General features: G+C 73.4%; 18 protein-coding genes. 9 read left to right on the forward strand and 9 right to left on the reverse strand.

Annotated features, from left to right (window positions below; translation table 11 throughout):
* The first annotated feature begins 62 nt into the window (after positions 1-62).
* The 6 genes from OHA84_RS05290 to OHA84_RS05315 all read left to right on the forward strand — a co-directional run bounded on the left by OHA84_RS05290 (position 63) and on the right by OHA84_RS05315 (position 11,079).
* Complete coding sequence (locus tag OHA84_RS05290) at positions 63-698, forward strand: TIGR03086 family metal-binding protein (RefSeq protein ID WP_266973032.1); 636 nt, start codon at positions 63-65, stop codon at positions 696-698.
* 159 nt (positions 699-857) lie between these two features.
* Positions 858-2,645, forward strand: a complete 1,788-nt coding sequence (locus OHA84_RS05295) for an RNA ligase family protein (RefSeq protein ID WP_266973030.1) — start codon at positions 858-860, stop codon at positions 2,643-2,645.
* Positions 2,645-5,569: a poly(A) polymerase gene (locus OHA84_RS05300; RefSeq protein WP_266973028.1), complete on the forward strand. Its 2,925-nt coding sequence runs from the start codon at positions 2,645-2,647 to the stop codon at positions 5,567-5,569. Before OHA84_RS05295 ends, OHA84_RS05300 begins: the two co-directional genes overlap by 1 nt.
* Positions 5,570-5,955: 386 nt before the next feature.
* Entirely contained in the window at positions 5,956-8,112 is a 2,157-nt protein-coding gene (locus OHA84_RS05305; RefSeq protein ID WP_266973026.1) for a discoidin domain-containing protein, read from the forward strand.
* Positions 8,113-8,217: 105 nt separating this feature from the next.
* Positions 8,218-9,294, forward strand: coding sequence for a DUF1996 domain-containing protein (locus OHA84_RS05310; protein ID WP_266973024.1), 1,077 nt, complete (start codon positions 8,218-8,220; stop codon positions 9,292-9,294).
* Between the two features lie 54 nt (positions 9,295-9,348).
* Positions 9,349-11,079: a discoidin domain-containing protein gene (locus tag OHA84_RS05315; RefSeq protein ID WP_266973022.1), complete on the forward strand. Its 1,731-nt coding sequence runs from the start codon at positions 9,349-9,351 to the stop codon at positions 11,077-11,079.
* A 94-nt stretch (positions 11,080-11,173) separates the two neighbouring features.
* Here the strand turns inward: OHA84_RS05315 and OHA84_RS05320 are convergent, their stop codons facing one another.
* The 5 genes from OHA84_RS05320 to OHA84_RS05340 form a co-directional block, all read right to left on the reverse strand.
* A complete protein-coding gene (locus OHA84_RS05320) occupies positions 11,174-12,091 on the reverse strand; it encodes an NADP-dependent oxidoreductase (protein WP_199826623.1) in 918 nt (305 codons plus the stop codon).
* A 140-nt stretch (positions 12,092-12,231) separates the two neighbouring features.
* Complete coding sequence (locus tag OHA84_RS05325; protein ID WP_266973020.1) at positions 12,232-13,623, reverse strand: GH1 family beta-glucosidase; 1,392 nt, start codon at positions 13,621-13,623, stop codon at positions 12,232-12,234.
* A complete protein-coding gene (locus OHA84_RS05330; protein WP_266973018.1) occupies positions 13,620-14,498 on the reverse strand; it encodes a carbohydrate ABC transporter permease in 879 nt (292 codons plus the stop codon). The genes OHA84_RS05325 and OHA84_RS05330 overlap by 4 nt, the downstream gene beginning before the upstream one ends.
* Positions 14,491-15,471: a carbohydrate ABC transporter permease gene (locus OHA84_RS05335; RefSeq protein WP_266973016.1), complete on the reverse strand. Its 981-nt coding sequence runs from the start codon at positions 15,469-15,471 to the stop codon at positions 14,491-14,493. The genes OHA84_RS05330 and OHA84_RS05335 overlap by 8 nt, the downstream gene beginning before the upstream one ends.
* 10 nt (positions 15,472-15,481) lie before the next feature.
* The gene (locus OHA84_RS05340) at positions 15,482-16,801 is read right to left on the reverse strand and encodes a sugar ABC transporter substrate-binding protein (protein ID WP_266973014.1); all 1,320 of its coding nucleotides are present in this window, start codon (positions 16,799-16,801) and stop codon (positions 15,482-15,484) included.
* A 257-nt stretch (positions 16,802-17,058) separates the two neighbouring features.
* On the opposite strand from OHA84_RS05340, the gene OHA84_RS05345 reads away from it, so the two are divergent.
* Positions 17,059-18,357 carry an ROK family transcriptional regulator gene (locus tag OHA84_RS05345; RefSeq protein ID WP_266973012.1) on the forward strand — a complete coding sequence of 433 codons (1,299 nt, stop codon included), beginning with the start codon at positions 17,059-17,061 and terminating at the stop codon, positions 18,355-18,357.
* Positions 18,358-18,601: 244 nt separating this feature from the next.
* On the opposite strand, the gene OHA84_RS05350 is transcribed toward OHA84_RS05345, so the two are convergent.
* The 3 genes from OHA84_RS05350 to OHA84_RS05360 all read right to left on the reverse strand — a co-directional run bounded on the left by OHA84_RS05350 (position 18,602) and on the right by OHA84_RS05360 (position 23,384).
* Entirely contained in the window at positions 18,602-19,657 is a 1,056-nt protein-coding gene (locus tag OHA84_RS05350) for a LacI family DNA-binding transcriptional regulator (protein WP_266973010.1), read from the reverse strand.
* Positions 19,658-19,680: 23 nt separating this feature from the next.
* A complete protein-coding gene (locus tag OHA84_RS05355; RefSeq protein ID WP_266973008.1) occupies positions 19,681-22,209 on the reverse strand; it encodes a glycoside hydrolase family 3 C-terminal domain-containing protein in 2,529 nt (842 codons plus the stop codon).
* Positions 22,210-22,310: 101 nt separating this feature from the next.
* On the reverse strand, positions 22,311-23,384 hold the full coding sequence (locus OHA84_RS05360) for an RNA ligase (ATP) (RefSeq protein WP_266973006.1): 1,074 nt from the start codon (positions 23,382-23,384) through the stop codon (positions 22,311-22,313).
* A gap of 213 nt (positions 23,385-23,597) precedes the next feature.
* Between OHA84_RS05360 and OHA84_RS05365 the strand changes: the two genes are divergently transcribed.
* Positions 23,598-24,338 (forward strand): SDR family oxidoreductase, encoded by a 741-nt coding sequence (locus OHA84_RS05365; protein WP_053682086.1) that lies wholly within the window; start codon positions 23,598-23,600, stop codon positions 24,336-24,338.
* Between the two features lie 120 nt (positions 24,339-24,458).
* Here OHA84_RS05365 and OHA84_RS05370 read toward each other — a convergent pair whose 3' ends face one another.
* Positions 24,459-24,959, reverse strand: coding sequence for a peptidoglycan-binding protein (locus OHA84_RS05370; RefSeq protein ID WP_371591325.1), 501 nt, complete (start codon positions 24,957-24,959; stop codon positions 24,459-24,461).
* Positions 24,960-25,271: 312 nt separating this feature from the next.
* Between OHA84_RS05370 and OHA84_RS05375 the strand changes: the two genes are divergently transcribed.
* Positions 25,272-25,757, forward strand: a complete 486-nt coding sequence (locus OHA84_RS05375; RefSeq protein WP_266973002.1) for a hypothetical protein — start codon at positions 25,272-25,274, stop codon at positions 25,755-25,757.
* The last annotated feature ends 64 nt before the right edge of the window (positions 25,758-25,821 follow it).

Here is a 25,821-nt window from a genome sequence, read left to right on the forward strand (position 1 = left end):
GGGTTCATTGTGCTCGAAAAACAGGCCACAAGGTGGCCACTTTGATGACCAGGATGGCGTGCATGACCACAGACACCACGTCGTTCGAGCAGTCCCCTTCCACCAAGGCCGCCACGCCGGCAGCCGATGCCCTCGACCCGCGCGACGACCTCGCGACGGCCATCGCACTCGCCGGCCGCACCCTCGCCGCCGTCCGCCCCGACCAGTACGACGCCCCGACCCCGTGCGAGGACTTCGACGTCCGGCGGCTGTCGAGCCACCTCGTCGCCGTCGTGCGCCGGATCGCGGTGATCGGGCGCGGCGAGGACCCCTTCAGCGTGCCGTCCTTCGCCGACGAACTGGCCGACGGGGCGTGGGCCGGCGCCTGGGAGTCCGCCGCTCGCGAGGTCGCCGACGTGTGGGCCGACCCGGGGATCCTGGGGCGCGAACTCCGGCTTCCCGTGGGCCGGTTGCCGGGGGCGGCCGGTGCGCTCATGTACAGCCACGAGCTGACCGTGCACACCTGGGACCTGGCGCGCGCGACCGGGCAGCGGCCGGTGTGGGACGAGTCCCTGGTGGAACGCGCGCTGACCCTCGTGCGGCGGGTCCTGCCGGCCGAGGCGCGCGGCGGGCCGATCCCCTTCGGTCCGGTCACGGACGTGGCCGCCGACGCTCCCGCCATCGACCGGCTCGTGGCGTGGGCGGGCCGCCGCCCCTGAACGGGCGGCCCCGGAGCACCGGAGACGGGCCGCGGCGCGGGGCGTCCAGCGCCCCGCACATGCGGTCGGGGCCGCGTTCACCTGGGGAAATCGGGTGGATCCGGCCACCTCCGGCTCTCTAGAGTGACGGGGCACCACGTCGTCGAGCAGGAGCGGACCATGCGCACGCACTACCCCCGTACGGCGCATCTTCCCTGGTCCCCCGGGGCGAGCGCGGACGATGTCCGCGCCTCCGGGCTCTCGGCTCTGGCCGGACGCGAGGTGGTGGTCACGGAGAAGCTCGACGGGGAGAACACCACCCTGTACTCCGACGGGTCGCACGCGCGCTCCCTCGACTCGGGGCACCATCCGTCGCGGGCGTGGGTGAAGGCGCTGCAAGGCCGGATCGGGGCCGGGATCCCGGCGGGTTGGCGGGTGTGCGGCGAGAACCTGTACGCACGTCACTCCCTCGCCTACGAGGACCTGGACAGTTGGTTCTACGGGTTCTCCGTGTGGGACGGCGATTCCTGCCTGGACTGGGACCGCACCGTGCGGTTCCTGCACGGGATCGGTGTGCCGAGCCCGAGGGTCCTGTGGCGTGGGGTCTTCGACGAGCGGGCGCTGCGCCGGCTGCGGCTCGACACGAACCGCCAGGAGGGCTACGTCGTCCGCACGGTGGACGGGTTCACCCGCGCCGACTTCGGTCGGTACGTCGCGAAGTGGGTCCGAGTGGGGCACGTACAGACCGACACGCACTGGATGTACGCGCAGGTCGTACCGAACGGACTCGGGCGGCGGGCCCCGTTGTGGGCGGTCCGGTCCGGCTCCGAACCGGACGTCGCGGCGCTGCGGGACGCGGTCGGGGCGGGTCCGGCGGCGCACGCCGAACCCCCCATGCCCGCCGTCGACCCCCCGGGGACGTCCGCCGCGTCGACGGAGGAGGTCGTCGCGGAGGTGACCGCCCGCCTGGACGGGGCCGGGCGCACCGGCGAGGCGCGGCTGGCCGGGGTACTGGCCGCCGCGCTGCGCGGTGAGCGGCGGGCGGCCCTCGGGGCGCGGCTCGCGGCCGGGCCGCTCGGGATGGCGACGGCCCGGCGGGTCGCGGACCTGGTCGGGCTGTACCCGGTGCTGCGACGGCCGTTCCCGGACGAGGAGCGGCGGGCCGGGCTGGTGCGACTGGCCGCCGCGGCCGACCTGGGTGTGCTGCACGCGCTGGCCGGGGCCGCGGCGGACAGGGCCGCCCGGGAGTGCGTGGAGTGGTCCGCGCTGTGCGCCGAGGACGCGGGGCTGCTCGGGCCGGACCCGCTGGGGTTGTTGCGGTCGGGGCTGCGGGACGGCGTGGCGGGTGTGGACGCGGACGCGGCGGACCGTTGCTGGGCCGAGGCGCGGGAGGCGTTCGCGCTGGGCAGGGCGCGCACCGCCGAGGAGGCGGTGGCCGCGACCTGGCGGTGGCGCGACGGGGCGTTCCCCCGGCTGATCCAGCTGTGCGGCCCCTCGGGCAGCGGCAAGAGCACCTTCGCCGGGTCGCTGCCCGGCGTGAGCGCGTACGTGAGCCTTGACGACCTGCGGGCCGCCCGGGGTGCGCGCGGCGACCAGAAGGACAACGCGGACGTGCTCCGCGAGGGCCTCGACCGGTTGAGCCTGGCCCTGGCCGCCGCCACGCGCACCGGTGGCACGGTGGTGTGGGACGCGACCTCCCTCAATGACCAACAGCGCGGTCTGGCGGGCGCGGTCGCGCGCCGCCGGGACGCTCTGGTCACCCACGCGGTGGTGTGGGTCGAGGAGGCGGAGCTGGTGCGGCGCAACACGGTCCGCCCGCATCCCGTGCCCGCGGCGGTGCTGGAGTCACAGCTGCGGCGGTTCGCTCCGCCGTATCCGGGCCGGGCACACCGGACCTGGTACATCGGCGCGGGGGGCCGGGTCGAGGACACCGCCGGTGCCGTCGCGGAACGGGACGGGGACCTGTGATGCGTACCAGCGAGGAGCTCTACCACCAGGTGCGCTGGGACCCGCGGTTGGATCCGGCGCGGTTCACGCTCGGGCTGCTGCAACGCGGGGCCGCCCCGAAGCGGGTGCCCCTGCCGTCGTTCGTGCCGGGGGGCGACATCCCCTGGCACCGGGTGCTGTTCGTCGAGGCGGACGGCGAGTTGGTGTGGGACCGGGCCACCGGCCTGGACGTGATCGACGGCACGCGGGCCGGTCGGATCGAGGAACCGCGGCTGCTGGACGCGCCGTTCTTCACCGTACGGATCCCGCACGCGTGGGACCCGGCGGGCGAGGGCGCCTGGCGGCCGGCCGAACCGGACCCCGACGCCCCGCGCGTGGACGCCGTCCGGCTGGTCACGTGGAACACGCTGTGGGACCGGTACGACGCGCCCCGCATCTCCACCGCGCTGCGCAGGCCGATGCTCCTGGCCGACCTGGCCCGGGCCGACGCCGACGTGATCGCGCTCCAGGAGGTCGAACCGGCGCTGCTGACGATGCTGCTCGCGCAGCCGTGGGTGCGGGAGCGGTACACGGTGGGCGCCGACCCGCGCGGCCGGGACGTCGTCGAGTGCGGGCTGTTGATCCTGAGCCGGTTGCCGGTGCGGGAGGCGGGTCTGCACGAACTGCGCCCGCACAAGGCCGTGATCGCCGTGACGGTGGACACCGCGGCCGGGCCCCTGGTGGTGGCCAACACCCACCTGACGAGCGACCACAGCGAACACGGCGCGGACCGGCGGACGGGAGAACTGGCCTCCCTGGCCCACGGCCTGGGCTCCGTCGACGCCCCGATCGCCCTCGTCGGCGACTTCAACGACGGCCGGGCCGGGGCCGAGGGCCCTGCCGCCGCGCTCGGACTCCGGGACGCCTGGACCGAGGTACACGGGGCGGCGGACGACACGCCGACCTTCGATCCGGCGGTGAACCCGCTGGCGGCGGTGGGCTCGCTCTCTGGACGGTCCGCGCGACTGGACCGGATCCTGCTGCGGTCGTCGGGCGTGGTGCGCTCGGCGGCGCTGCGGGGCGACGTCCCCGGCCCGGACGGGCTGTTCGTCTCGGACCATTTCGGGGTGGAGGCGACGGTGGGGTTCGAGGCACCGGACGAGGGACCCGCGCGCCTGGACGTGGCGGCGACGGCGCGCACGGCCGTGGCCTGGCTCCCACCGGCCGACCCGGCCGTGGACGCCCTTCGGCGCGCCCACGATCCCCGGGTCGACCGGTGGCCCGCGCACGTGAACCTGCTCTTCGGCTTCGTTCCCGAGTCGGCGTTCGAGGCGGCGATGCCGCTGCTGGCGCACGTCGCGGCGGAGGCTTCCCCGTTCACGGCCCGCCTGGAGGGCGTACACGACTTCGGGCACCGGGAGGACGCCACGCTGTGGCTGGACCCGGCCGCCGACGGCGCCGCGCCCTGGCATGAACTTCGACGGGCACTGGCCGCACGGTTCCCCGGCTGCCGGGGCCGCGCCGAGGGCTACACCCCGCACCTGACGCTGGGGCGCAGCGACGATCCGCGGCGGGCGGTCGCGGAGTTCGGCGCCCGCCTCGGCGGCGGAACGCGCCGGGCGCGGGTCGGCTCGCTCGCCGTGCTGTCGCGGCGCGGGGACGGACCGATGGAGGTCCGGGCGACGGTGGAGTTGGGCACGGGCGAGGTCAGGTGGGTACCCGATACCGAGCCGTCGGTCGAGCCGTCGGTCGAGCCGTCGATCCCCCCGTCGACGGATTCGTCGGCCGACCGGGGCCGTCCTGATCCCGGGGCGGTCCTCGCCCGGATCACGGCGGCGTTGGGCGAGGGCGTGGTGCACGTGGCGGGGTCCCGGCGGATGGGCTGCGCGCTGCCGGACGCGGATCTGGACCTGGTGGCGGCGCTGGCCGGCGAGGTCCGCATCGAGGAGGTGCGGGGCCGGGTGGCGGCGGCGCTGCCCGAGGCCGAGCGGCTGCGGTCGGTACCGGGGGCGCGGGTGCCGGGGCTGCGCTTGCGGGTGGGCGGACTGGACGTGGACCTGGTGGTGGTCTCCACCGGCGCCATGGAGCCGGAGCGGGCCGTGGCCCGACGGGCGGAGCTGGGCGAGGCGGCGCGGATCGCGCTGAGCGCGGTCGGCGACGCCGACGCGGTACGGGACTCCGTGGGCCCGCGGCAGGCGGCCTTCACCGGGCTGGCCCGCGAGGTGAAGGCCTGGGCGCGGGCGCGGGGCCTGGATTCGGCGCCGTTCGGCGGACTGCCGGGCCTGGCCTGGTCGGTGCTGGCCGCGCGGACGGTGCGGGAGGCCTGCGACCTGGCTCCCGACGCGCTGTCCCGTGAGTTCTTCGGGATGTGGGCGGCCTGGGACTGGCGCGAGCCGGTGTCCCTGGGGGCGACGGGATCCGCGGCAGCGCAGCGGGCGGGGCAGGAGTCCGGGGCGGGGCTCCCGTCCGCGCACGGCCCGGGCGGGAGCGACCGTGACCCCGTCACGGTGCTCACCCCCTCCGATCCGGTCCGCAGTTGCACGACGCAGGTGGGGCCGGGTACGCGCGACCTGCTGGTCCGGGAGCTGTACGCGGCCTGGGAGGCGTTGGAGGCCGGCGCGGACGGCCCGCTCGCCGCGGCCGGAGCGCCGGCGCACCGACGACACGCCGCCTGGGCGGTGGTCACCGTACGGGGCGACGCAGGGGAGTTCGAGGAGCGGCTGGGCCGCGTGCGCGGCCGGTTGCGTGCGCTGCTCGCCGCGCTGGAGGAGGGCGGTGTCGGGGACGCTCACGCCTGGCCCCGTCCGTTCGTGTCGCGGGACACGCTCGCTCGCTACGCGATCGGGCTCGGGTCGAACCCGCCGGCCGCGGCCGACCTGTCCCCGCTGGTCGCCCGTTGGACGGCGGGCCTGCCGGGAGTCACGGTCGAGCGGGTGGAGGGCGGGGCGGTTCCGACCCTGGCCTGAGCCCCGACGCCCCCGGCGATGCCCGGGCCGACGGTCGCGGCGACTCCCGGCGACGACAAGTAACGAACGCATGGACACGAGCACCCTCCTGCCGGCCCCACTGTCCGAACGTGGTCGGTCGACCACCCCGTCCCGCCCTCCCCGTGCGGCGGGCTCGGCGGGCAGTGCGGGACGGAGCGGTCAGGAGCCTCAGTAGAGTGCGGAGGGCTTTTTTCGTCAACACTTTTCACAAGGATTGAAGAAACCCCAAGTTCACAGGCCTGAAGCGCAATTGACACCTCGTTGGATCTTCAGTTCATGAACGCTCAACCCCTTGACGCCCCCCGCGCCGGGCAGTTCACTCACGCTTCGATCCCCCCGGATCCTCGACGTCAGGAGTGCCCCGCATGCCCCTGCTCCACGATCGCCCGCCGAGACTCACCGTCGCGGCCCTCGCCGCGGCCCTGGTCGCGGCCCTCCTCGTGCTGCTCCCCGGCGCCACCGCGAGCGCGGCGCCCACGCTGCTCTCCCAGGGCCGGCCCGCCACCGCCTCCACCGTGGAGGGCGGCGGCACCCCGGCCTCCGCGGCCGTGGACGGCGACACCAACACCCGCTGGTCCAGCCAGTTCGCCGACCCGCAGTGGATACAGGTCGACCTGGGCGCCCCGGCGCAGATCAGCCAGGTCGTGCTGCGCTGGGAGGCCGCGTACGCCAAGGCGTACCGGGTCGAACTGTCCGCCGACGGGGCCAACTGGTCCACCGCCCACTCCACCGCCACCTCCGCCGGCGGGGTCCAGACCCACGACGTCACGGGCACCGCCCGCTACGTCCGGGTGTACGGCACCCAGCGCGCCACCGGATACGGCTACTCGCTCTGGGAGTTCCAGGTGTACGGCACGGGCGGTACCGGTCCGGCGCTCCCCGGCGGGGGCGACCTCGGCCCCAACGTGATCGTCTTCGATCCGTCCACGCCGAACATCCAGGCCCGGCTGGACCAGGTCTTCGCGCAGCAGGAGTCGGCCCAGTTCGGCTCCGGCCGCTACCAGTTCCTGTTCAAGCCGGGCACGTACAACGGCCTCAACGCCCAGATCGGCTTCTACACCTCGATCTCGGGTCTCGGCCTCAGCCCGGACGACACCACCATCAACGGGGACGTCACCGTCGACGCCGGCTGGTTCGGCGGCAACGCGACGCAGAACTTCTGGCGTTCGGCGGAGAACCTGGCACTGAACCCGGTCAACGGCACCGACCGCTGGGCCGTGTCCCAGGCCGCGCCGTTCCGCCGGATGCACGTCAAGGGCGGACTCAACCTGGCCCCCAACGGCTACGGTTGGGCCTCCGGCGGGTACATCGCCGACTCCAGGATCGACGGCCAGGTCGGCAACTACTCGCAGCAGCAGTGGTACACCCGCGACAGCTCCATCGGCGGCTGGTCCAACTCCGTCTGGAACCAGGTGTTCTCCGGCACCCAGGGCGCGCCGGCCCAGGGCTTCCCCGAGCCGCGCTACACCACGCTGGACACCACCCCCGTCTCGCGGGAGAAGCCCTTCCTGTACCTCGACGGGAACGAGTACAAGGTGTTCGCCCCGGCGAAGCGGGTGAACGCCCGCGGCACCTCCTGGGGCAACGGGACCCCGCAGGGCACCTCGATCCCGCTGAGCCGGTTCTACGTGGTCAAGCCGGGCGCGAGCGCCGCCACGATCAACCAGGCGCTGGCCCAGGGCCTCCACCTGCTCTTCACCCCGGGCGTCTACCACGTGAACCAGACCATCCAGGTGAACCGCCCCGACACGGTCGTCCTGGGCCTGGGCCTCGCCACGATCATCCCGGACAACGGGGTGACCGCCATGAAGGTCGCCGACGTGGACGGCGTCAGGCTCGCGGGCTTCCTGATCGACGCCGGTCAGGTCAACTCCCCCACCCTGCTGGAGGTCGGTCCGGCCGGCGCGAACACGGACCACGCGGCGAACCCGACGACCGTGCAGGACGTGTTCATCCGCGTCGGCGGCGCCGGTGCGGGCAAGGCCACCGCCGGCATGGTGATCAACAACCACGACACCATCGTCGACCACACGTGGATCTGGCGGGCCGACCACGGCGACGGGGTGGGCTGGGAGACCAACCGCTCCGACTACGGCTTCCGCGTGAACGGTGACGACGTGCTGGCCACCGGGCTGTTCGTCGAGCACTTCAACAAGTACGACGTCGAGTGGAACGGCGAGCGCGGCCGGACGATCTTCTTCCAGAACGAGAAGGCGTACGACGCCCCCAACCAGGCCGCGATCCAGAACGGTTCGATCAAGGGCTACGCCGCCTACAAGGTGGCCGACTCGGTCAACACGCACGAGGGCTGGGGTCTGGGCAGCTACTGCTACTACAACGTGGATCCGACGATCCGTCAGGACCACGGCTTCCAGGCGCCGGTGAAGTCCGGTGTCCGCTTCCACGACCTGCTCGTCGTCTCGCTGGGCGGGAACGGCCAGTACGAGCACGTCATCAACAACACCGGCGCCCCCACCTCGGGGACGTCGACCACCCCCTCCACCGTGGTCTCGTTCCCCTGATCCACCCCTGACCCCCCGCAGGACGCGGGGCGGCCCGGCGGCCGCCCCGCGTTTTCCGGGCCGTCCGAGAGAGCGCTCTCCCATCCACCCCGAAGGAGCCGCACGATGAGAATCCGCTCGCGGACCCTGTCCGCACTCCTGGTCTCGGCGGCGTTCGCCGTGACCGCCGCAGCCGGTCTCGGCGCGTCCGCGCTGACCGCCCAGGCGACCCCGGACTCCGGCGCCGGCGCGCACGCGGGCATGAACCACGCCGCGGTCGCCCCGCTCGCCACCGGCGACGACCCCGACGGCGACGGCTACATCCCGGCCGTTCCGCAGGTCACCGGCGTCACCCCGTCCGACCGGGAGCCGGCCCCGCGCTACTTCCACGAGTTCCAGGCCAACTGCGCGGTCACCCGGACCGCCCCGGACGACCCGATCGTCTTCGCGGGGCGGCCGGGCGCCTCCCACGACCACACCTTCATGGGCAACACGACCACGGACGCGTTCAGCACCACCTCCTCGCTGAGCACGGGCGGCACGGCCTGCAACGCGGTCGGCGACCTGTCGGGCTACTGGATGCCGACGCTCTACAACGGCAACCAGGCCGTACTGCCCACCGGACCCCAGGTCATCTACTACAAGGCCGGGGTCACCGACCACACGAGCGTGCGCCCCTTCCCCAAGGGCCTGCGGTTCCTCGTCGGCGGTCCGACCCAGACCGCGGCGGAGTTCCGCGCGCACAAGGGCTGGGTCGAGGGCTGGGAGTGCGGCGACAGCTTCAAGAACGTCGAGTTCCCCGCGAACTGCCCGGCCGGCACACAGCTCAACATCCGCTTCCAGGCGCCCAGTTGCTGGGACGGCAAGTACCTCGACACCCCTGACCACAAGGCCCACATGGCGTATCCGACGGTGAAGGCCGGCACCAACAACAACGTCTGTCCGACCTCCCACCCGGTGGCGCTGCCCATGGTCGAGTTCAAGATGGCCTTCCCCGTCAGCGGGAACATGTCGCAGGTCAGGCTCTCCAGCGGGGCCGGCCACACGTTCCACTTCGACTTCTTCAACGCGTGGGACGACCGGACCCTGAACGCCCTCGTCGAGCACTGCGTCAAGGGCGGTCTCCAGTGCGACGCCCGCGGCTACGACCAGACCCACCCCGAGGCGGGCGCCGTCCTCGGCCCCGACTACCGGCTCCCGTAGGGCGCGTCCTCGCGTTCCCTCCCCGCTTCCCCCCACTCCCAAGGAGGCTCAGGCATGCACTCCCGCATGCGCGCCCTCACCGCGGCCGCCCTGCTCGCGGGCGCCGTCACCGCAATCCCCGCGGCCCCGGCGCAGGCAGCCGGCAGCGTGGTCAAGGTGACCGGCTCCCAGGGCAACTGGCAGCTCAGCGTGAACGGTTCGCCGTACCTCGTCAAAGGTGTCACCTGGGGTCCGTCCCCGGCCGACGCCGCCCGACTCCTGCCCGACGTGAGATCGCTGGGCGCCAACACCGTCCGGACCTGGGGCACGGACGCGAGCAGCCGGCCGCTGTTCGACGCGGCCGCGAACAACGGCGTCAAGGTGGTCGCCGGGTTCTGGCTCCAGCCGGGCGGCGGCCCGGGCAGCGGCGGCTGTACGAACTACGTCACGGACACCGGCTACAAGAACACCATGCTCGCCGAGTTCTCGCGCTGGGTGGAGACCTATCGCGACCACCCGGCCGTGCTGATGTGGAACGTCGGCAACGAGTCCGTGCTCGGCCTGCAGAACTGCTACTCCGGAACCGAGTTGGAGAACCAGCGCAACGCCTACACCACGTTTGTCAACGACGTCGCGAAGGCCATCCACCGGATCGACGCCAACCACCCCGTCACCTCCACGGACGCGTGGGTGGGCGCGTGGACGTACTACAAGCGCAACTCCCCCGACCTGGACCTGTACTCGGTCAACTCCTACAAGGAGGTCTGCGGGGTCCGGCAGGCGTGGGAGCAGGGCGGGTACACCAAGCCGTACCTGATCACCGAGACCGGTCCGGCCGGTGAGTGGGAGGTGCCGAACGACGCGAACGGCGTACCGCTGGAACCGGGCGACAAGGCCAAGGCGGACGGTTACACCGGTGCGTGGAACTGCGTCACGGGCCACCGGGGGGTGGCGCTGGGCGCGACGGTCTTCCACTACGGCACCGAGTACGACTTCGGCGGGCACTGGTTCAACCTGACCCCCGCCGGGGAGCGCCGGCACATGTACTACGCCGTCAAGCGGGCCTACGGCGGCGACACGGCGGGCGACAACCTGCCGCCCACCGTGGCCGTGCCGTCGGTGGCGGACCCGGGGGCGGTCCCCGCGGGCAAGGAGGTGACGGTCCAGGCCCCGGCGACCGACCCGGAGGGCGATCCGCTCGCGTACGAGGTGCTGTGGGGCGGCAAGTACGTGGACGGCGGGGGCGGGCTGGTCTCGGCGCCGTCCACGTACCTGGGCAACGGCACCCTCAAGGTCACGGCGCCCGCCAGGACCGGTGTGTGGAAGCTGTACGTCAAGGCGAAGGACGGGCGGGGCAACGTGGGCGTCGAACAGCGCTCGGTCCGCGTGGTGCCGCCGCCGGTGGCCGGCACGGACGTGGCACGGGGCCGGCCGACCACCGCCTCCACCTACCAGAACGACGGGTACGGCGGCTGCCCGTGCACCCCGCAGTCGGCGACGGACGGACGCGACGACACCCGGTGGGCGACGACCTGGGCCGATCAGCAGTGGCTCCAGGTCGATCTGGGATCGGTGAGGCGGCTGAAGCACGCACAGCTGGTGTGGGAGAGCGCGTACGGGCAGGCGTACACCGTCAAGGTGTCGGACGACGGCCAGAACTGGCGGACGGCGTACGCCACTTCGTCCGGTGACGGCGGGATCGACGACTTCGACGTCGCCGCGTCGGGCCGTTACGTGCGGCTGGAGCTGACCCGGCGCGGCACGGGGTACGGCTACTCCCTCTTCCACTTCGGCGTCCATGCCTGATCGGCAGACCTGACCCTGCCGCAGGTGCCGCGCGCCGTCCGGTCGACCACCGGGCGGCGCGCGGTCATGTCCGCGGCAGCCGGCTCGGAGGCCGTCAGACCTCCAGGATGATCTTCCCGGCGGTGTGTCCGTCCTGGCTGAGTTCGAAGGCGGCGGCCAGTTCGGAGAGCGGGAAGGTCTTGGCGACGGTGACGCCGAGCCGTCCGGTGTCGGCGAGCCCGCCCAGGGCGGCGAGGTCGTCGCCGACGGGGCGCACCCACATCCACTGGCCGTCGGCGCCGAGCACGTCGGGGTCGGCGATGGAGGCGTGCCGGCCCCCGGGGGCGAGGACGGCCTTGGTGACGTCGAGGACGCCGCCCACGAAGTCGGCGACGACGCTCACCCCGTCCGGGGCCAGTTCCCGGACCCGTTCGGTGAGGCCGTCCCCGTAGGCGACGGGTTCGCAGCCCAGCTCGCGGAGCCGGTCGTGGTTGCGCGGGGAGGCCGTGCCGATGACGCGGGCGCCGAGGGCGCGGGCGATCTGAACGCCGAGGGAGCCGACGCCGCCGGCCGCGCCGTGGATGAGGACGGTGTCGTCCTGACCGGTGTCGAGGCGGGTGAGCAGTTGGTAGGCGGTGAGGCCGGCCAGCGGCAGTCCGGCCGCCTCCTGCCAGCTGAGCGAGACGGGCTTCGGCGCGAGGGCCCGTACCGGCACGGTGACGAACTCGGCGAAGGTGCCACCGTGCACGTAGTCCTTGCGGGCGTAGGCGATGACCTCGTCGCCCGCGGTGAACTCGGGTGTGTCGATGCCGACGTACTCGACCGTCCCGGCCACGTCCCAGCCGGGGATCACGGGGTACACGACGTCCATGAGGCCGTCGAGGCCACCCGCCATGATCTTCCAGTCGACCGGGTTGACGGAGGCGCACCTGACCCGGACGAGGACCTCGCCGGGCCCGACCTTGGGGACCGGCAGCCGGGTCTCGGTGAGCACCTCCGTCCCGCCGTACGTCTCGTACACCATCGCCCGCATGGTGCCCTCGGCCTCGACGTTCAACGACATGCGTCCCACCTTTCCGCGCGCGGCTGGAATCATCTGTTCCGCATCTCATCACGAAAGGCCGTGCCCGCCCCGGGAAGCGGGGCGGGCACGGCGCGGGAAACCGCCGGGGCTCAGAGCGCCCGGTGGGCGGCGATCAGGTCGGCGTAGTGGGCTCCGCTGGTCTTGACGGTGCGTTCCTGGGTGTCGTAGTCCACGCGGACCAGGCCGAACCGCTTGTCGTAGCCGTACGCCCATTCGAAGTTGTCGAGCAGGGACCACGCGTAGTAGCCGGCCACGGGCGCGCCGCGGCGGGCGGCGCGGGCGCAGGCGGCGAGGTGGGCGGTCAGGTACGCGGCGCGTTCGGGGTCGTGGACGCTGCCGTCCGGGGCGACGGTGTCCGGGTAGGAGGAGCCGTTCTCGGTGACGTCGATGCGTCGGGCGCCGTACTCCTCGGTGAGTCGCATGAGCAGCGTCTCGATGCCGCTCGCGTCGACCTCCCAGTCCATGCCGGTGCGCGGGACTCCGGGCAGGTCGATCTGGCGGGCGTGGGGGGCGGGTCCGGTCGGGTCGGCGACGACGGTCTGCGGGAAGTAGTAGTTCAGGCCGATCCAGTCGAGGGGGGCCGCGATGGCGTCGAGGTCGCCGGGGCGTTCGGGGAGGTCCACGCCGTAGACCTCGCGCATGTCGGCGGGGAAGCCTCGGCCGTGGACGGGGTCGAGCCACCAGCGGTTGACGTGTCCGTCCATCCGTACGGCGGCCGCCCGGTCGGCGTCACGGTCGGTGGCCGCCTGGACGGTGGAGAGGTTGTTGACGATGCCGATCCGCGCGCCGGGGGCGGCGGCGCGGATGGCACGGGTGGCGAGGCCGTGGCCCAGCAGGAGGTGGTAGGAGGCGCGGACGGCGGCGGTGAGGTCGGTGAGACCGGGGGCCATCTTGCCCTCCAGGTGGCCGATCCACGCCGAGCAGAGCGGCTCGTTGAGGGTGGTCCACTGGGTGACCCGATCGCCGAGGCGCTCCGCGACGACGTGCGCGTACGAGGCGAAGGCCTCGGCGGTGGCGCGCTCGGGCCAGCCGCCGCGGTCCTGGAGGGCCTGGGGCAGGTCCCAGTGGTAGAGGGTGACGGACGGGGTGATGCCGGCGGCGAGCAGGCCGTCGACCAGCTGGTCGTAGAAGTCCAGGCCCTTGGCGTTGACCGGCCCGTCGCCGCCGGGCACGACGCGGGGCCAGGCCACCGAGAAGCGGTAGGCGTTGGTGCCGAGTTCCTTCATCAGGGCGATGTCGTCCCGCCAGCGGTGGTAGTGGTCGCAGGCGGTGTCGCCGTGGTGGCCGCCGTCGATGGTCCCGGGGGTGTGGGAGAACGTGTCCCAGATGGACGGGGAGCGGCCGTCCTCGGCCACCGCGCCCTCGATCTGGTAGGCGGAGGTGGCGGTGCCCCAGGCGAAGTCGCGGGGCAGCGCGCCGAGGTCGACGGCGCCGTGGACGGTGGCGTGCACGGTGTCGAGGCGGGTTTCGGAAAGGGTCATTTGACGGCTCCTGCCGTGAGTCCGGCCACCAAGTACCGCTGGAGCAGCAGGAATCCGGCGACGACGGGGATGCTGACGACGAGCGAGGCGGCCATGATCTGGTTCCAGTACACGTCGTTCTGCGTGGAGTAGCCCTGCAGTCCGACGGCCAGGGTGCGGGTGGTGTCGTTCGTCATGACCGAGGCGAAGAGGACCTCTCCCCAGGCGGTCATGAAGGCGTACACGGCGACGGCGACGATGCCGGGGACGGCCGCGGGGACCACGACCCGAAACAGCGCCCCGAGGGGGCCGCAGCCGTCCACGGTGGCGGCCTCGTCGAGGTCGCGGGGCACCGAGTCGAAGTACCCGATGAGCATCCAGATGGAGAAGGGGAGGGAGAAGGTCAGGTAGGTGAGGATCAGCCCGCCGCGGGAGCCGTAGAGGGCGACTCCGGTGGTGTTGCCGATGTTCACGAAGATCAGGAACAGCGGGAGCAGGAAGAGGATGCCGGGGAACATCTGGGTCGACAGCACGGTGACGGTGAACAGGCGCTTGCCTCGGAAGCGGTAGCGGCTGACGGCGTACGCGGCGAAGACGGCGATGACCACGGAGCAGACGGTGGCGGCGCCGGCCACGATCAGCGAGTTCAGGAAGTACTTGGCGAGCGGGACGGTGTGCCAGATGTCGATGTACGGGCGGACGGTGAGCCCGCTGGGGATCCACCGGAAGGCGCCCGCGACGTCGGCCGGCGGCTTGAGGGAGCTGGTGATCATCACGTAGACGGGCAGCGCCACGAAACCCGTGAGCAGGGTGAGGAAGACGGCCCGGATCACCTTGAAGGACAGGGGCGGGTCGAGCGCGGAGCGGGTGCGTGCCCGGGGGCGGTGGTCAGGCATCGGCGTCCCTCCGGCCTCGGGTGGTCAGGAACAGGTACCCGGCGGTTACCAGCAGCAGGAAGAGCAGCAGCAGGACGGACATGGCGGAGCCGGTGCCGAAGTTCCAGGTGACGAAACTGGACTGGTAGATGTGGATGGAGATCAGGTCGGCGGCCTCGGGGGCGGATTTGCCGAACAGCACGAACGGCGTGTTGAAGTCGTTGAAGGTCCACAGGAACAGCACGAGGATCAGGACCTGGTTGACCGCGCCGACCGAGGGCAGCGTGATCCGGCGGATCTGCTGCCAGATGCCGGCGCCGTCGAGGGCGGCGGCCTCGTACAGCTCCTTCGGGACGTTCTGGAGGGCCGCCATGACGATCAGGAAGGCGAACGGCCAGCCCTTCCACACGGAGACGATCAGCAGGGCCCAGAAGCTGTTGTCTCCGAGCAGCCAGAAGGTGTGCTCGGCCCCGCCGAGGCCGAGTTGGTCGTGGATGACGTGGTTCACCAGGCCGTTGTCGCGCTGGAACATGAACGCCCAGGTGATGACCGCCGCGTAGACGGGCAGGGCGTACGGCACCAGGAACAGGGCGCGCAGGAAGCCGCGGCCGCGGAAGTTCTCCTGCATGAAGACGGCGGCGGCGGTGCCGAGGAACCAGCACAGGGCCACGGAGAGCAGGGTGAACAGGCAGGTGGTGAGGAAGGAGCCCAACAGGGCCTCGCCGACGGGTCGGTTGACGTCCACGGCGAGGTCGTAGTTGTCGAAGCCGGTCCAGGGGGCGCGGGACCAGTCCCGGATGAAGAACTGGGTCAGTTCCCGGAAGCTCATCAGGATGCCCATCACCATCGGGACGAGGTGGATGAGCAGTTCGAGGAGGAGTGCGGGCAGGAGCAGGAGGTAGGGCAGGGCGGCGCGGCGCACGCGACCGGTGCCGCGCACCCGGGTCGCGGTGCGCCGCAGCCGTCCGGCGCCTTCCGTGGTCACGGAGGTCATCGGGCGGTGCTCACTTCGACATCTGCTGCTGGGCCTTGGTCAGTTTCGCCTTGACCGACTCGGTGGTCACCGGGTTGCCCGCGGCGGCCTCGGCGAACAGCTCCTTCACGGCGGTGCCGACGGCGGTCTCGAACTGGGACTCCTCCGGCACCTGGGGCAGCGGGGCGGCGCTCGTGCCGAGGGTGTCGCGCAGCACGGTCAGATCGTCGGTGGCGAACGCGCCGTCGGTCTGGGCGGCCTTGACCGGCGGAATGGACCCGTAGGACTTGTTGAGGACCTTCTGCTCCTCGTCGCTGGTCATGAACTTCACGAACTTCAGCGCCCCGTCGATGTTGTCGGTGTTCTTGAAGACGGCCATGTTGATGCCGGCGACCATGGAGTTGGTGTTCTTCCCGGCGCCGGGCGTGCCGCCCGCCGGGACGGGGGCGGGGGCCACGCCCCAGTCGCCCTCCTCCATCCCGTTGGCCTTGAAGCTGGTGGCGGCGCTCTGCCACAGGACCATCGCCGTCTTGCCGTTGGCGAAGTCCTGGAGGGACTGGTTCTTGTCGTACTCGGCGTTGCCGGGCGCGATGATCTTGTCCTTGGCCATCAGGTCGACGTACTGCTTGACGGCGTCGACGTTGCCGGGGCTGTCGAAGGTGGGCTTGCCGGCGCCGTCGAAGAACTCCGCGCCGTGCTGCTTGGAGAACACGAAGGCCTGATGGATGTTGTTCGACAGGTTCGAACCCTCGGCGCCGAGCGCCCACTTGCCGTCCTTGGACAGCTTCTGGCCGATCGTGACCATCTCGTCCCAGGTGGCCGGGGGCTTCTCGACGCCGGCGTCCCGGAACATCTTCTTGTTGTAGTAGAGCGCGTACGACATCGAGTACAGGGGGACGGCCGCCGGGTCCTTGCCGGTCGCGCCGGCCGAGCCGATGGCCGAGGCGACGAAGCGGTCCTTGCCGCCGATGGCGTCGAAGTTCTTGGCATCCCAGGGCAGCAGGGCGCCGGTGGCCTGGAGGGAGGAGGACCAGGTGTTGCCGATGTTGAGCACGTCCGGGCCCTGGCCGGAGGCGGTGGCCGCGAGGATCCGGTTGAGGAGGTCGGACCAGGGGACCACCTCCAGCTTGACCTTGATGCCGGTCTGCTGCTCGAACCTCTTCAGCTCCGGGCCGAGGGTCGCCTGGTCCGCCGCGATGTCGGGGCCCTGGTTGGAGGCCCAGTAGGTGAGCTCCTTGGGGGCGGTGTTGCTGGCGCCCCCGCTGTCCGCGGAGCCGCCGCCGCATGCGGTGGCGGCGGCGAGGAGGGCGGATGTGACGGCGACGGCTGCGGCGGCTCTGGTTCTGCGCATGGCGGATCTGGCCCTTTCGGGAGGGTCGGGAGGAGGCCTGCGAGTGGCGAACGGCGTATGACGGGTGGTGCGGGGGTTGAGGCACCGTACGGCGTCGTCCGTGCCGTGCGGCGCCTCGTGGTGGTGCGCACGGCGCCTTGTGGGCACCCGCTCCGTCCAGGCCTTAATTTAGGACGTGAGTTAAGCCTCGCGAAAGGGTCGCGTCAAGGGGTCGCGCAGGGGTATGTTGCGCTGGATGTCACTGCGGAAGGGGCCGGATGACCACAGGGCGTAGCGGACGAACAGTGCGGGACCTGCGGCGCGGCAACCGCAGCGTGGTACTCCGGCAGCTGTACTTCGGCGGCCCGATGAGCCGTCAGGAACTGGGCCCGGCCACGGGACTGAGTTCCGGATCCGTCAGCAACGTCGTCGGCGAACTGGTGGCCGACGGCCTGCTGGAGGAGGCCGGGATCGTCGACTCGGACGGTGGCCGCCCCCGCACCCTCCTCAGGGTCGCGCCGGGCAGCGCCCACATGATCGGCGTCGATGTCGGCGAAACCCGCGTCCGCGTCGAGCTGTTCGACCTCACGCTCACGGAACTCGCGCGCACGGAACTCCCGTTGCAACCGCGCGGCTGCTACGACGTCGGCCCGATCGTGGACCACGTCCGCACCGGGATCGCCACCGTGCTCGCCGAAGCCGGGGTCGGGACGGACCGGCTGCTGGGCGTCGGGGTGGGCGTGCCCGGGATAGTGGACCGGGACGCCCCGGGCGGAACGGTGGTGCACGGTCAGACCATCGGTTGGGACGCCGTGCCGCTGGAGGCGCTGCTGCGCGCGACCAAGGCCCTGCCGGAGGAGGTCCCGTACATCATCGACAACGGCGCCCGGACCCTCGGCCAGGCGGAGATGTGGTTCGGGGCGGGACGCGGAGCGCGCGAGGCCGTGGTCGTCCTCTTCGGCTCGGGCGTCGGTGCGAGCCTGATCACCGACGGCGCGGGCACCGCGCTGGAGTGGGGACACCTGACCGTCTCGGTGCGCGGGCGGCGCTGCCGATGCGGGGCCCGGGGCTGCCTGGAGGCCTACACGGGCGCCGAGTCGGTGCTGGCCCGGTGGGCGGAGCGGGACGGCGGCGCCGGGGAGGCGATGGACGCGGTGGACGAGGAGGAGGCCCTGTCGGCCCTGCTGGCGGCGGCCCTCGCCGGGGACGCGGTGGCCGTGGACGTCCTGGAGGAGACGGCCGAGTACCTGGGCGCGGGCCTCTCGGACCTCATCAATCTCTTCCGTCCCGAACGCATCCTGATCGGCGGCTGGGCGGGCCTGCTGCTGGGCCCGCACATCCTCCCGTCGGTACGGGAACACGCGACGCGGTACTCCCTGCGCCACCCCGCGGACCGCGTCACCATCGACCTGGGGTCCCTCGGCCCGGACGCGGTGACGGTGGGCGCGGCGACGCTGCCGCTGTCCGCGTTCTTCACGGCGGGCGGCCGACGCAGGCTCCCGGAACCGCCGACCGAGCAGCCGGGCTGGCAGACGGCCCTGGAGGTCCGGGGCGGACCGGCGGGCCGCCCGGGGTGAGCGGTGCCCGATCGCGGGGCCGGCCGATGAGCGGGTGACCCGCGATCGGCCGGCGGCGGGCCTGACGGGACTGCGTGGCTCGGGCGGGGCGGGTGGGCCGGCGGGACGGGAGGCGCGGCGCGGGCCAGTGCGGCGCGGGCAGGAGGGGACGGCTCGGCGCGGGCGACTGGTACCGAGTGGGGGCTCGGCGTGGGAGGCCGGTACCGAGGAGGGGGCTCGGCGCGGCCCGGCGCCGCGGGCGGGGTCAGGCCGAGTCGCGGATCACCAGTTCCCCGTCGAACAGGACGACTTCGGGCTCCGTGCGGTCCGGGGCCCGGTCCAGTAGCAGCCGCACCATCTCGGCCGCCATGTCCTCCACCGGTTGCCGCACCGTCGTCAGTCTCGGCCGGGACGCGGTCGCCGCGCTGGAGTCGTCGAAGCCGATCACCGCCACGTCCTGCGGAATCCGCCGCCCGTGCTCGCGCAGCACCAGACAGGCACCCAGCGCCATCAGGTCATTGGCCGCGAACACCCCGTCCAGGTCCGGCTGTTCGGCCAGCAGCATGCGCATGGCGTGCTCGCCGCCCTCCACGGTGAAGTCGGCATCCACGACCCGGACACCGCCGGCGACCGCGCCGACCGCTCCCCCGCCCAACGCGTCACGGAACCCGGCCACCCGTTCCCGGCTCGCCGCCACGTCCGCTGGTCCGCCGATCGCGGCGAGCCGGCCGCGGCCCCGCGCCAGCAGGTGCCGGGCGGCCAGCGCACCGCCCTCGCCGTGACGCAGGTCCACGCTGTCCAGCGGCAGGCCGGGCGTCGCGGGGCGCGCGAAGAGCACGGTCGGTATGCCCGCTTCGGCGAGCATCGCGGGCAGCGGGTCGTCGCCGTGGGTCGTCACGAGCAGCGCGCCGTCCGCGCCGCCCCGGCTCAGGTGGGCGAGCGCCTCGGCCCGGTCCTGCGCCGAGTCGGCGAACAGCAGCACGGGGTGCACGCCGCGCGGGCGCAGCGCCCGTACGACTCCGCCGACCACCCGACCGAAGAAGGGGTCCTGGAACACCTCCGAGGTTTCCGTGCCGGCGCCCGAGACCACCAGCGCCACTGCCCCCGAGCGGCGCGTCACCAGGGACCTCGCGGCCCGGTTCGGCACGTACCCGGTCGCGGCGACGGCCCGCCGGACCGCCTCGGCGATGGCCGGGTCGACGTTCCGGACGCCGTTGACCACCCGGGACACCGTCGCCCGTGACACTCCGGCCGCGCGGGCCACGTCCTCCAGGGTCGGGGCCGTGCCCGTACCCGTTCCGCTGCTCCCCCCACTGTTCATGGCCGCACTGTAGCGGCCGGCTGTCAGACGTCGAGGGCCGCCCGCAGGGGCAGGTCCCCGGCACTGCGACCGGCGAGCAGCGTGAACCGGCCCGGCTCGGTCACCCACCCCCGAGGCTCCGGCGACCAGTACTGGAGGGCGCGCTCGGGCAGGCGCACGTACGCCGTCACCCTCTCCCCCGGTTCGGCCTCCACGGCCGCCCATCCGGCGAGCCAGCGCACCGGCCGCTCCACCGTCGACTCGGGCCTGGACACGTACAGTTGGACCACTTCACGGCCGCGCCGGGTGCCGGTGTTGCGCAGGACGACGGGGATCTCGTGGCCGCCGGGGGCGGGCTCGGGGCGGCCCAGGTCCTCGTACGCCCAGGTGGTGTATCCCAGTCCGTGGCCGAACCAGTACGCGGGCTCGGTGCCCGATCGCAACCAGGCCCGATGGCCGATGTGCAGGCCCTCCTCGTACGGGAGGACGCCCTCGACGGGGCGGGTCTCGCGGACCGGGGCCTCGGCCAGCGTGGCGGGCCAGGTGGTGGGGAGCCGGCCGCCCGGCTCGACCCGGCCGAGCAGCACGTCGGCCAGGGCGTGCCCCCCTTCCTGCCCGGGGAACCAGGTGAGGAGGACCGCGCCGGGGTCCCCCCGCCAGGGGAGCTCGACGGGCGCGCCGCAGTTCACCACGACGACCGTACGGGCGTTGGCGCGGACGATCTCGTGTACGAACTCCTGTTGTTTGAGGCTCAGTTGGAGGGTGGTGCGGTCCACCCCCTCGCATTCGTCGCCCTCCGTGGTGCCGATGACCACGACGGCGACATCGGCGGCCCGGGCGGCCGCCACCGCCTCGACGCGGGCGCGTCGGGGGTCGGGCTCGGGCCCGGCCGCGGTCAGCACGGTGGCCCGGCCGGTGCCGGGGGCCAGGGTGCGGCGGGCCACGATCCGGGCGGGACGGCCGGCCGTGAGGTGGACGCGGGCGGTGTGCTGGGGCGGTCGCACGTGGACGACGGCCGGGTCGTCGGTCTCGGGCGGGAACTCCCCGTCGAGCAAGGGGGTTCCGTCGGCGGTGACGCCGAGGTGCCCGAAGCCGGCGAGCCCCAGGGTCCACGGCCCGGTCGTGTCGGGGTGCAGGTCCGCGGCCAGCTCGACGGTGTGCGCGCCGGGAGCCAGCGCCGGTTCCAGGACCCTGCCGGAGGGCTGGAGCGAATGGTGCAGTACGGCTCCGTCGGCGTCGAGCACGCGCAGCCGCACCCCGGGGGCCCCGCTCTCCGGGTCCCGGGCGTGCCGGGGCCCCAGCGGGGCGGGTCCCGCGCCGGCGGCGGGTCTCGGGCCCGGCGCGTACACCACCCGGACCCGTTCGGGCAGGGCCGCCCGCAACCCGTCCAGCGGGGTGACCACCCGGTCCGGGAACACCTCGGAACTGCCGCCGCCCTGCACCCGGGGTTCGTCGGCGTGCGCCCCGATCACGGCGACGCTCCCCAACGCCGCGACGTCCAAGGGCAGTACCCCCCGGTTCTCCAGCAGCACGAACCCGGCGGCGGCGGCCTCCCGCACCACCGCCCGCACCCGGTCCGCGGGCCACGGTCGCGCCGGGGCACGCCCTTCGTCGGGTGCCGCCGACCGGGACCGCGCACCCGAAGGGCCGGGCCGGCCGGACGGTTCGGGCCGATCCGACGGGTTCGACCGGTCCGACGGGCCCGGTAGGCCGAGGGCTCCGACCCGGGACGCCAGGCGGAGCAGGCGACGCACCTTGTCCTCCACCACCTCCGGCGGTACCCGGCCCTCGTCCATCGCCTCGACCAGCGCCCCGCCCCAGGGCCCGCCCGGGCCCGGCATCACCAGGTCCTGTGCCGCCCGCGCCGCGGCGACGTTCGCGCGGACGGCGCCCCAGTCCGAGACGACCACGCCGTCGAACCCCCACTCCCCCTTGAGCGGCTCCGTGAGCAGTGGACTCTCGCTCATGGTGGTCCCGTTGACGCTGTTGTAGGCCGACATCACCAGCCAGACCCCGGCGCGCACGGCCGCCTCGAAGGGCGCCAGGTACAGCTCGCGCAGCACCCGCTCGTCGACGCGGACGTCGACGGTCAGCCGCTGCGTCTCGGAGTCGTTGGCCACGTAGTGCTTCGCGGTGGCGGCGACACCCCGGGACTGGATGCCCCGCACGAGGGCCGCCCCCGTACGACCGGCCAGCGCGGGGTCCTCGGCGAAGCACTCGAAGTGGCGGCCGGCGAGGGGACTGCGGTGCAGGTTGAGGTTGGGCGCGAGGAGGACGTGGACCCCCTTGCGGCGCGCCTCCTCCCCGAGCAGTTCCCCGAGCAGCCGGACCCGGTCCTCGTCCCAGAGCGCGCCGAGGGCGCCGGCGCAGGGCAGAAGGGCCGCGGTGGAACGCTCGTCCCAACCAGGTCCGCGCACTCCGGCCGGCCCGTCGGAGAACACCAACTCACCGAGCTCGATGCCTGGTTCGGCGGGTGTCCGCCAGGTGTCGGCACCCGTGAGCAGGCGTACCCGCCGGTGCGGGTCGAGCTTGTCGGCGAGCCGTTCCACGTCGCCGCCGTCTCCGTCGCCCATGGCGTCCCTTTCGTTCCGACTGCCGAACGAGGCTCGGGGAGAGCGCTCTCCCAGATGATCCGGGCGCCCCCGACCGGCTGTCAACGGCCTGCGCCGCGCGCTCACTCGTACTCGGTGCCTCCCTTGCGGGTCAGGTACGCCGGGCTGACGGCCTTCGCGATGGCCCGGCCTCCGACGACCGGGCTGTACCGCTCCACCACCGGACGGATGACGACGCCCTCGCGCAGATGGACGGCCCGGCCGGACACGCTCTCCCGGCCGGTGGCCACCTCCAGGACGGTGTCGAGGTCGTACGGGCCCTCGTACAGCCGTGGAACCAGCGGGAGTTCGTCGGCGATCAGGTCCGCCGGATCCAGCCAACGCACCTGTCCGTCGATCTCGGCGGACAGGTCGAAGACCGCGTACCCGGGCGGGCCGTCGGCCGTGCGCGCGTCCGTCCCGTAGGACAGGTCCTGTACGCCCGAGCCGTACACCTCGCCGAAGACGCCGATCCTGCTCGCGCCGAGCTGCTCGGCCAGCCGCGCCGCGACCTGCGCGACCCGGTGGCCGCGGACGGCCCGCCAGTACAGGTTGCGCTCGTCCTCCTTCAGCGCCAGTCCCTTCGCACCGAAGCCCTTGGAGGAGACCAGGACGCGTTCCTCTCGCGCGACGTACGTCAACAGGCAGGCCGTGCCGTGGAGTTTCTCCGTCAGGACGACGGGTTCGCCGGGCTCGAAGATCTGCGGGTAGCGCTGGAGGTTCTCGATGTCCACCCAGGGCAGCAGGTCGGGGGCGGATTCCACGTCGCCGCTCATCGTCGTCGGGATGGGAGGGGCCCACTTGGTGATCCCGAGGACCTCGGCGAAGTCGGCGCCCTCCTTCGACGCCACCTCCAGGTCCACGCCGGCGAGCGCGGCGGGCCGGCAGACCAGGCCCTGCGACAGTTCGCCCCGCAGCCGGACGGCCTTGACCCGGTTCGCCGCGCCGCCGGCCAGCCGTCCGGTGAGTCCCAACTCCGCGATCAACGCGTCGGACAGGACGGCCTGTTCGGGGATGTACACGGCGAAGTCCCCGGTGCGGTAGGCACCCTTCGCGACGACGGCCCGGTAGAGGCCGACTTGGGCCAACTCCAGAGCGTCGGCGTTCGGATGCTCGTGGACGGTCAGTTGTTCGGCGCTCACGCGCAGGGTGGACATGGCTGCCTCCTCGGGATGCGGGTCGGTGGTCGTGGATGTCGCCGGGCGTGACGGCGTCGGCCCCCGGAGTCCACGGCCACTCTCCGCCGCGCCATTTACGCTGGTCCAGCGGATATCGCGGTGTTAGCCTGCCGCGCCGGCGAGGATCCGTCGGCACCGATCGTCCGTCGGTCGAGGGCGCGGCTCGCGCACCACGCCACACAGGAGGCTCGCATGTCACTTCGTCCGGTCACCGTCGTGACGGGAGGCGGCAGGGGCATCGGCGCGGCCACCTGCGTACGGCTCGCGGCCGACGGCCACGACATCGCTCTCGGCTATGCCCGGGACGACGCGGCCGCCGATGCCACCGCGGACCTCGTGCGGGCGACCGGGGCGCGCTGCGTGACCGTACGCGGCGACACCTCGACCGAGTGCGCCGTGGAGCGGCTCTTCGACATCGCCGGGGCGGAACTGGGCGTCGTCACCGGGCTCGTCAACAACGCGGGGGTGACCGGACCGTTGGGCCGGCTCGCCGACGCCCGGACCGAGGACCTGCGGCGCGTCGTCGAGGTGAACCTCCTCGGCTACCTGCTCTGTTGCCGCAGGGCGGCCCGGGACATGGCGGAGACCGGAGGGGCGATCGTGAACGTGTCCTCGGCGGCGGCCACCCTCGGCAGCCCCGGGGACTACGTCCACTACGCGGCGACCAAGGCCGCCACCGACGCGCTCACCCTGGGCCTGGCCAAGGAGTTGGGGCCGGACGGGATCCGGGTCAACGCCGTGGCCCCCGGCATCATCGAGACGGACATGCACGCGGCCATGGGCGACCCCGACCGGCCGGGCCGGGCCGCGGCCACGATCCCCCTGGGCCGGGCCGGACTGCCCGAAGAGGTGGCCGGAGCCATCGCGTGGCTGCTCTCCCCCGAGGCCTCGTACACGACGGGGGCCGTCCTGCGGGTGTCCGGCGGGCGCTGACCCCGCGCCCGGGCCGACCCGTCGGCCGTCGAACCCGCGGGATGTCGACCCCGGGACCGACGGGCCCACGGGGCCGTCGGGGCGTCGGGGCCGTCGGGGCGTCGGGGCCGCCCGGATCGCTCAGTCGAAGGCCGCCCGGGTCGCGGGGCCGTAGACGCCCCGGGGGTCGCCCGTGATGCTCCGGTCGCTCTGGAGTTGGACGACACCGCGCCGGGTCTGTTCGTCGTACACGCCCGTCATGGAGACGTACGTGAACCCCTGGCCGTGGAGCCGCTCCTGCAGGGCGCGGACCTCGGGCCCGCGATCTCCCGGCCGCAGGGTCGCGGAGGCGTCGTCTCCGGGTGCCACGGCCGGCGGTCGGCTCGGCGACGGGGTGGCGGTGGGCGTCGACCCCCGGCCGGGCGAGGTGGAGGGCCCCTCCGCTCCCCGCCCGGCCGTACTCGACACCGAGGCGGAGGACGACGGCACGCCGGGGCGCACGGACGGCTCGGCCCCGTCCACGTCGGGCCCGGCGTCCGGGCCGCGGGCCGGGAGCACCGGTACGGACAGCCCGGAGGGTGGTGCGACCCGCGGGGACTCGGGCTCGGGCCCGGCCGTCAGGTATACCAGGCCTCCCGCCACGGCGAGCCCGAGCAGGGCCAGAGCCGCCGCCGCCTGATGTCTGATCCGCCCCGACCTGTCCGCGGAGGAGGGGCCGTTGGTCCCGGCCCGGGGTTTCGGGACGCGGGCCGACCGTGGGATGCGCGCCCCTCCCGTCGTCCGTACCGCGGGCCCCTCCGCGACCGGCTCGGGCGTTCCGGGTCGCTTCCCTATGCCGAATCGATTCGGCAATGGGAGCGTCCGTTCGTCGGAGCGGCCCGGCCGCCGCCGCCCCGTCACCCGGACGCGTGAGCGGCGTGACCCGGCCCTCCCTGGGTGCGGCATGGTGGACGCATGCAGTTACGCCGGGCCGCCCTGCCCCTCTCCGTTCTGGCGCTCCTCGCGACCGCCGGCTGTGTCTCCGTCGGCCCGGAGTCCTCTCCCCCGGGCCCGGGGCGGGGCTCCGTACCGCCCGCCGACGCCCCGGACGCCGCGGCCGACCGGGGCGTGCCCGACACCCCTCCGGCTCCGCCGCTCTCCCCCGCCCTGCCCCTGGGCCCGCTGCCGGACCGTACCGACGACGAACCGGCCAGGGATGCGGACACAGCACCGGACGCGGACCCGGGCAATGCTCCGGCCCGCGCGGCCCGCCCACCCGCGGCGGCGCCGCACGCGCGACCCGCCACGCCCCGGCGCGCAGGGCCGCCCAAGGCCGCCTCGCCGCACGTCCCGCGCCGGTCCGCGCCCCGGGTTCCGCGCGGCGACGAGCTGTGCGCGGCCGCGGAGGGCACCGTGCCACCGTCCATCGTGGACCTCTGCGTAGGCCAGTACGGCGGTTGACCGGCCCGGATCCCCCCTTTCCGCGCCCGACCGCGTCGGCCCCACCCGGCCGTGCTTGACTCTC

Origin of the sequence: Streptomyces sp. NBC_00513 (genome assembly GCF_041431415.1) — a bacterium.
Taxonomy (GTDB): Bacteria; Actinomycetota; Actinomycetes; order Streptomycetales; family Streptomycetaceae; genus Streptomyces.

What these genes read in the sequence shown, in the direction of transcription:
- OHA84_RS05360 (WP_266973006.1), bottom strand. Translation starts at nt 23,384, where the DNA reads ATGTCCACCCTGCGCGTGAGCGCCGAACAACTGACCGTCCACGAGCAT.
- OHA84_RS05305 (WP_266973026.1), top strand. Translation starts at nt 5,956, where the DNA reads ATGCCCCTGCTCCACGATCGCCCGCCGAGACTCACCGTCGCGGCCCTC.
- OHA84_RS05345 (WP_266973012.1), top strand. Translation starts at nt 17,059, where the DNA reads ATGACCACAGGGCGTAGCGGACGAACAGTGCGGGACCTGCGGCGCGGC.
- OHA84_RS05330 (WP_266973018.1), bottom strand. Translation starts at nt 14,498, where the DNA reads ATGCCTGACCACCGCCCCCGGGCACGCACCCGCTCCGCGCTCGACCCG.
- OHA84_RS05310 (WP_266973024.1), top strand. Translation starts at nt 8,218, where the DNA reads ATGAGAATCCGCTCGCGGACCCTGTCCGCACTCCTGGTCTCGGCGGCG.
- OHA84_RS05340 (WP_266973014.1), bottom strand. Translation starts at nt 16,801, where the DNA reads ATGCGCAGAACCAGAGCCGCCGCAGCCGTCGCCGTCACATCCGCCCTC.
- OHA84_RS05320 (WP_199826623.1), bottom strand. Translation starts at nt 12,091, where the DNA reads ATGCGGGCGATGGTGTACGAGACGTACGGCGGGACGGAGGTGCTCACC.
- OHA84_RS05365 (WP_053682086.1), top strand. Translation starts at nt 23,598, where the DNA reads ATGTCACTTCGTCCGGTCACCGTCGTGACGGGAGGCGGCAGGGGCATC.
- OHA84_RS05325 (WP_266973020.1), bottom strand. Translation starts at nt 13,623, where the DNA reads ATGACCCTTTCCGAAACCCGCCTCGACACCGTGCACGCCACCGTCCAC.
- OHA84_RS05295 (WP_266973030.1), top strand. Translation starts at nt 858, where the DNA reads ATGCGCACGCACTACCCCCGTACGGCGCATCTTCCCTGGTCCCCCGGG.
- OHA84_RS05335 (WP_266973016.1), bottom strand. Translation starts at nt 15,471, where the DNA reads ATGACCTCCGTGACCACGGAAGGCGCCGGACGGCTGCGGCGCACCGCG.
- OHA84_RS05315 (WP_266973022.1), top strand. Translation starts at nt 9,349, where the DNA reads ATGCACTCCCGCATGCGCGCCCTCACCGCGGCCGCCCTGCTCGCGGGC.
- OHA84_RS05300 (WP_266973028.1), top strand. Translation starts at nt 2,645, where the DNA reads ATGCGTACCAGCGAGGAGCTCTACCACCAGGTGCGCTGGGACCCGCGG.
- OHA84_RS05355 (WP_266973008.1), bottom strand. Translation starts at nt 22,209, where the DNA reads ATGGGCGACGGAGACGGCGGCGACGTGGAACGGCTCGCCGACAAGCTC.
- OHA84_RS05290 (WP_266973032.1), top strand. Translation starts at nt 63, where the DNA reads ATGACCACAGACACCACGTCGTTCGAGCAGTCCCCTTCCACCAAGGCC.
- OHA84_RS05375 (WP_266973002.1), top strand. Translation starts at nt 25,272, where the DNA reads ATGCAGTTACGCCGGGCCGCCCTGCCCCTCTCCGTTCTGGCGCTCCTC.
- OHA84_RS05350 (WP_266973010.1), bottom strand. Translation starts at nt 19,657, where the DNA reads ATGAACAGTGGGGGGAGCAGCGGAACGGGTACGGGCACGGCCCCGACC.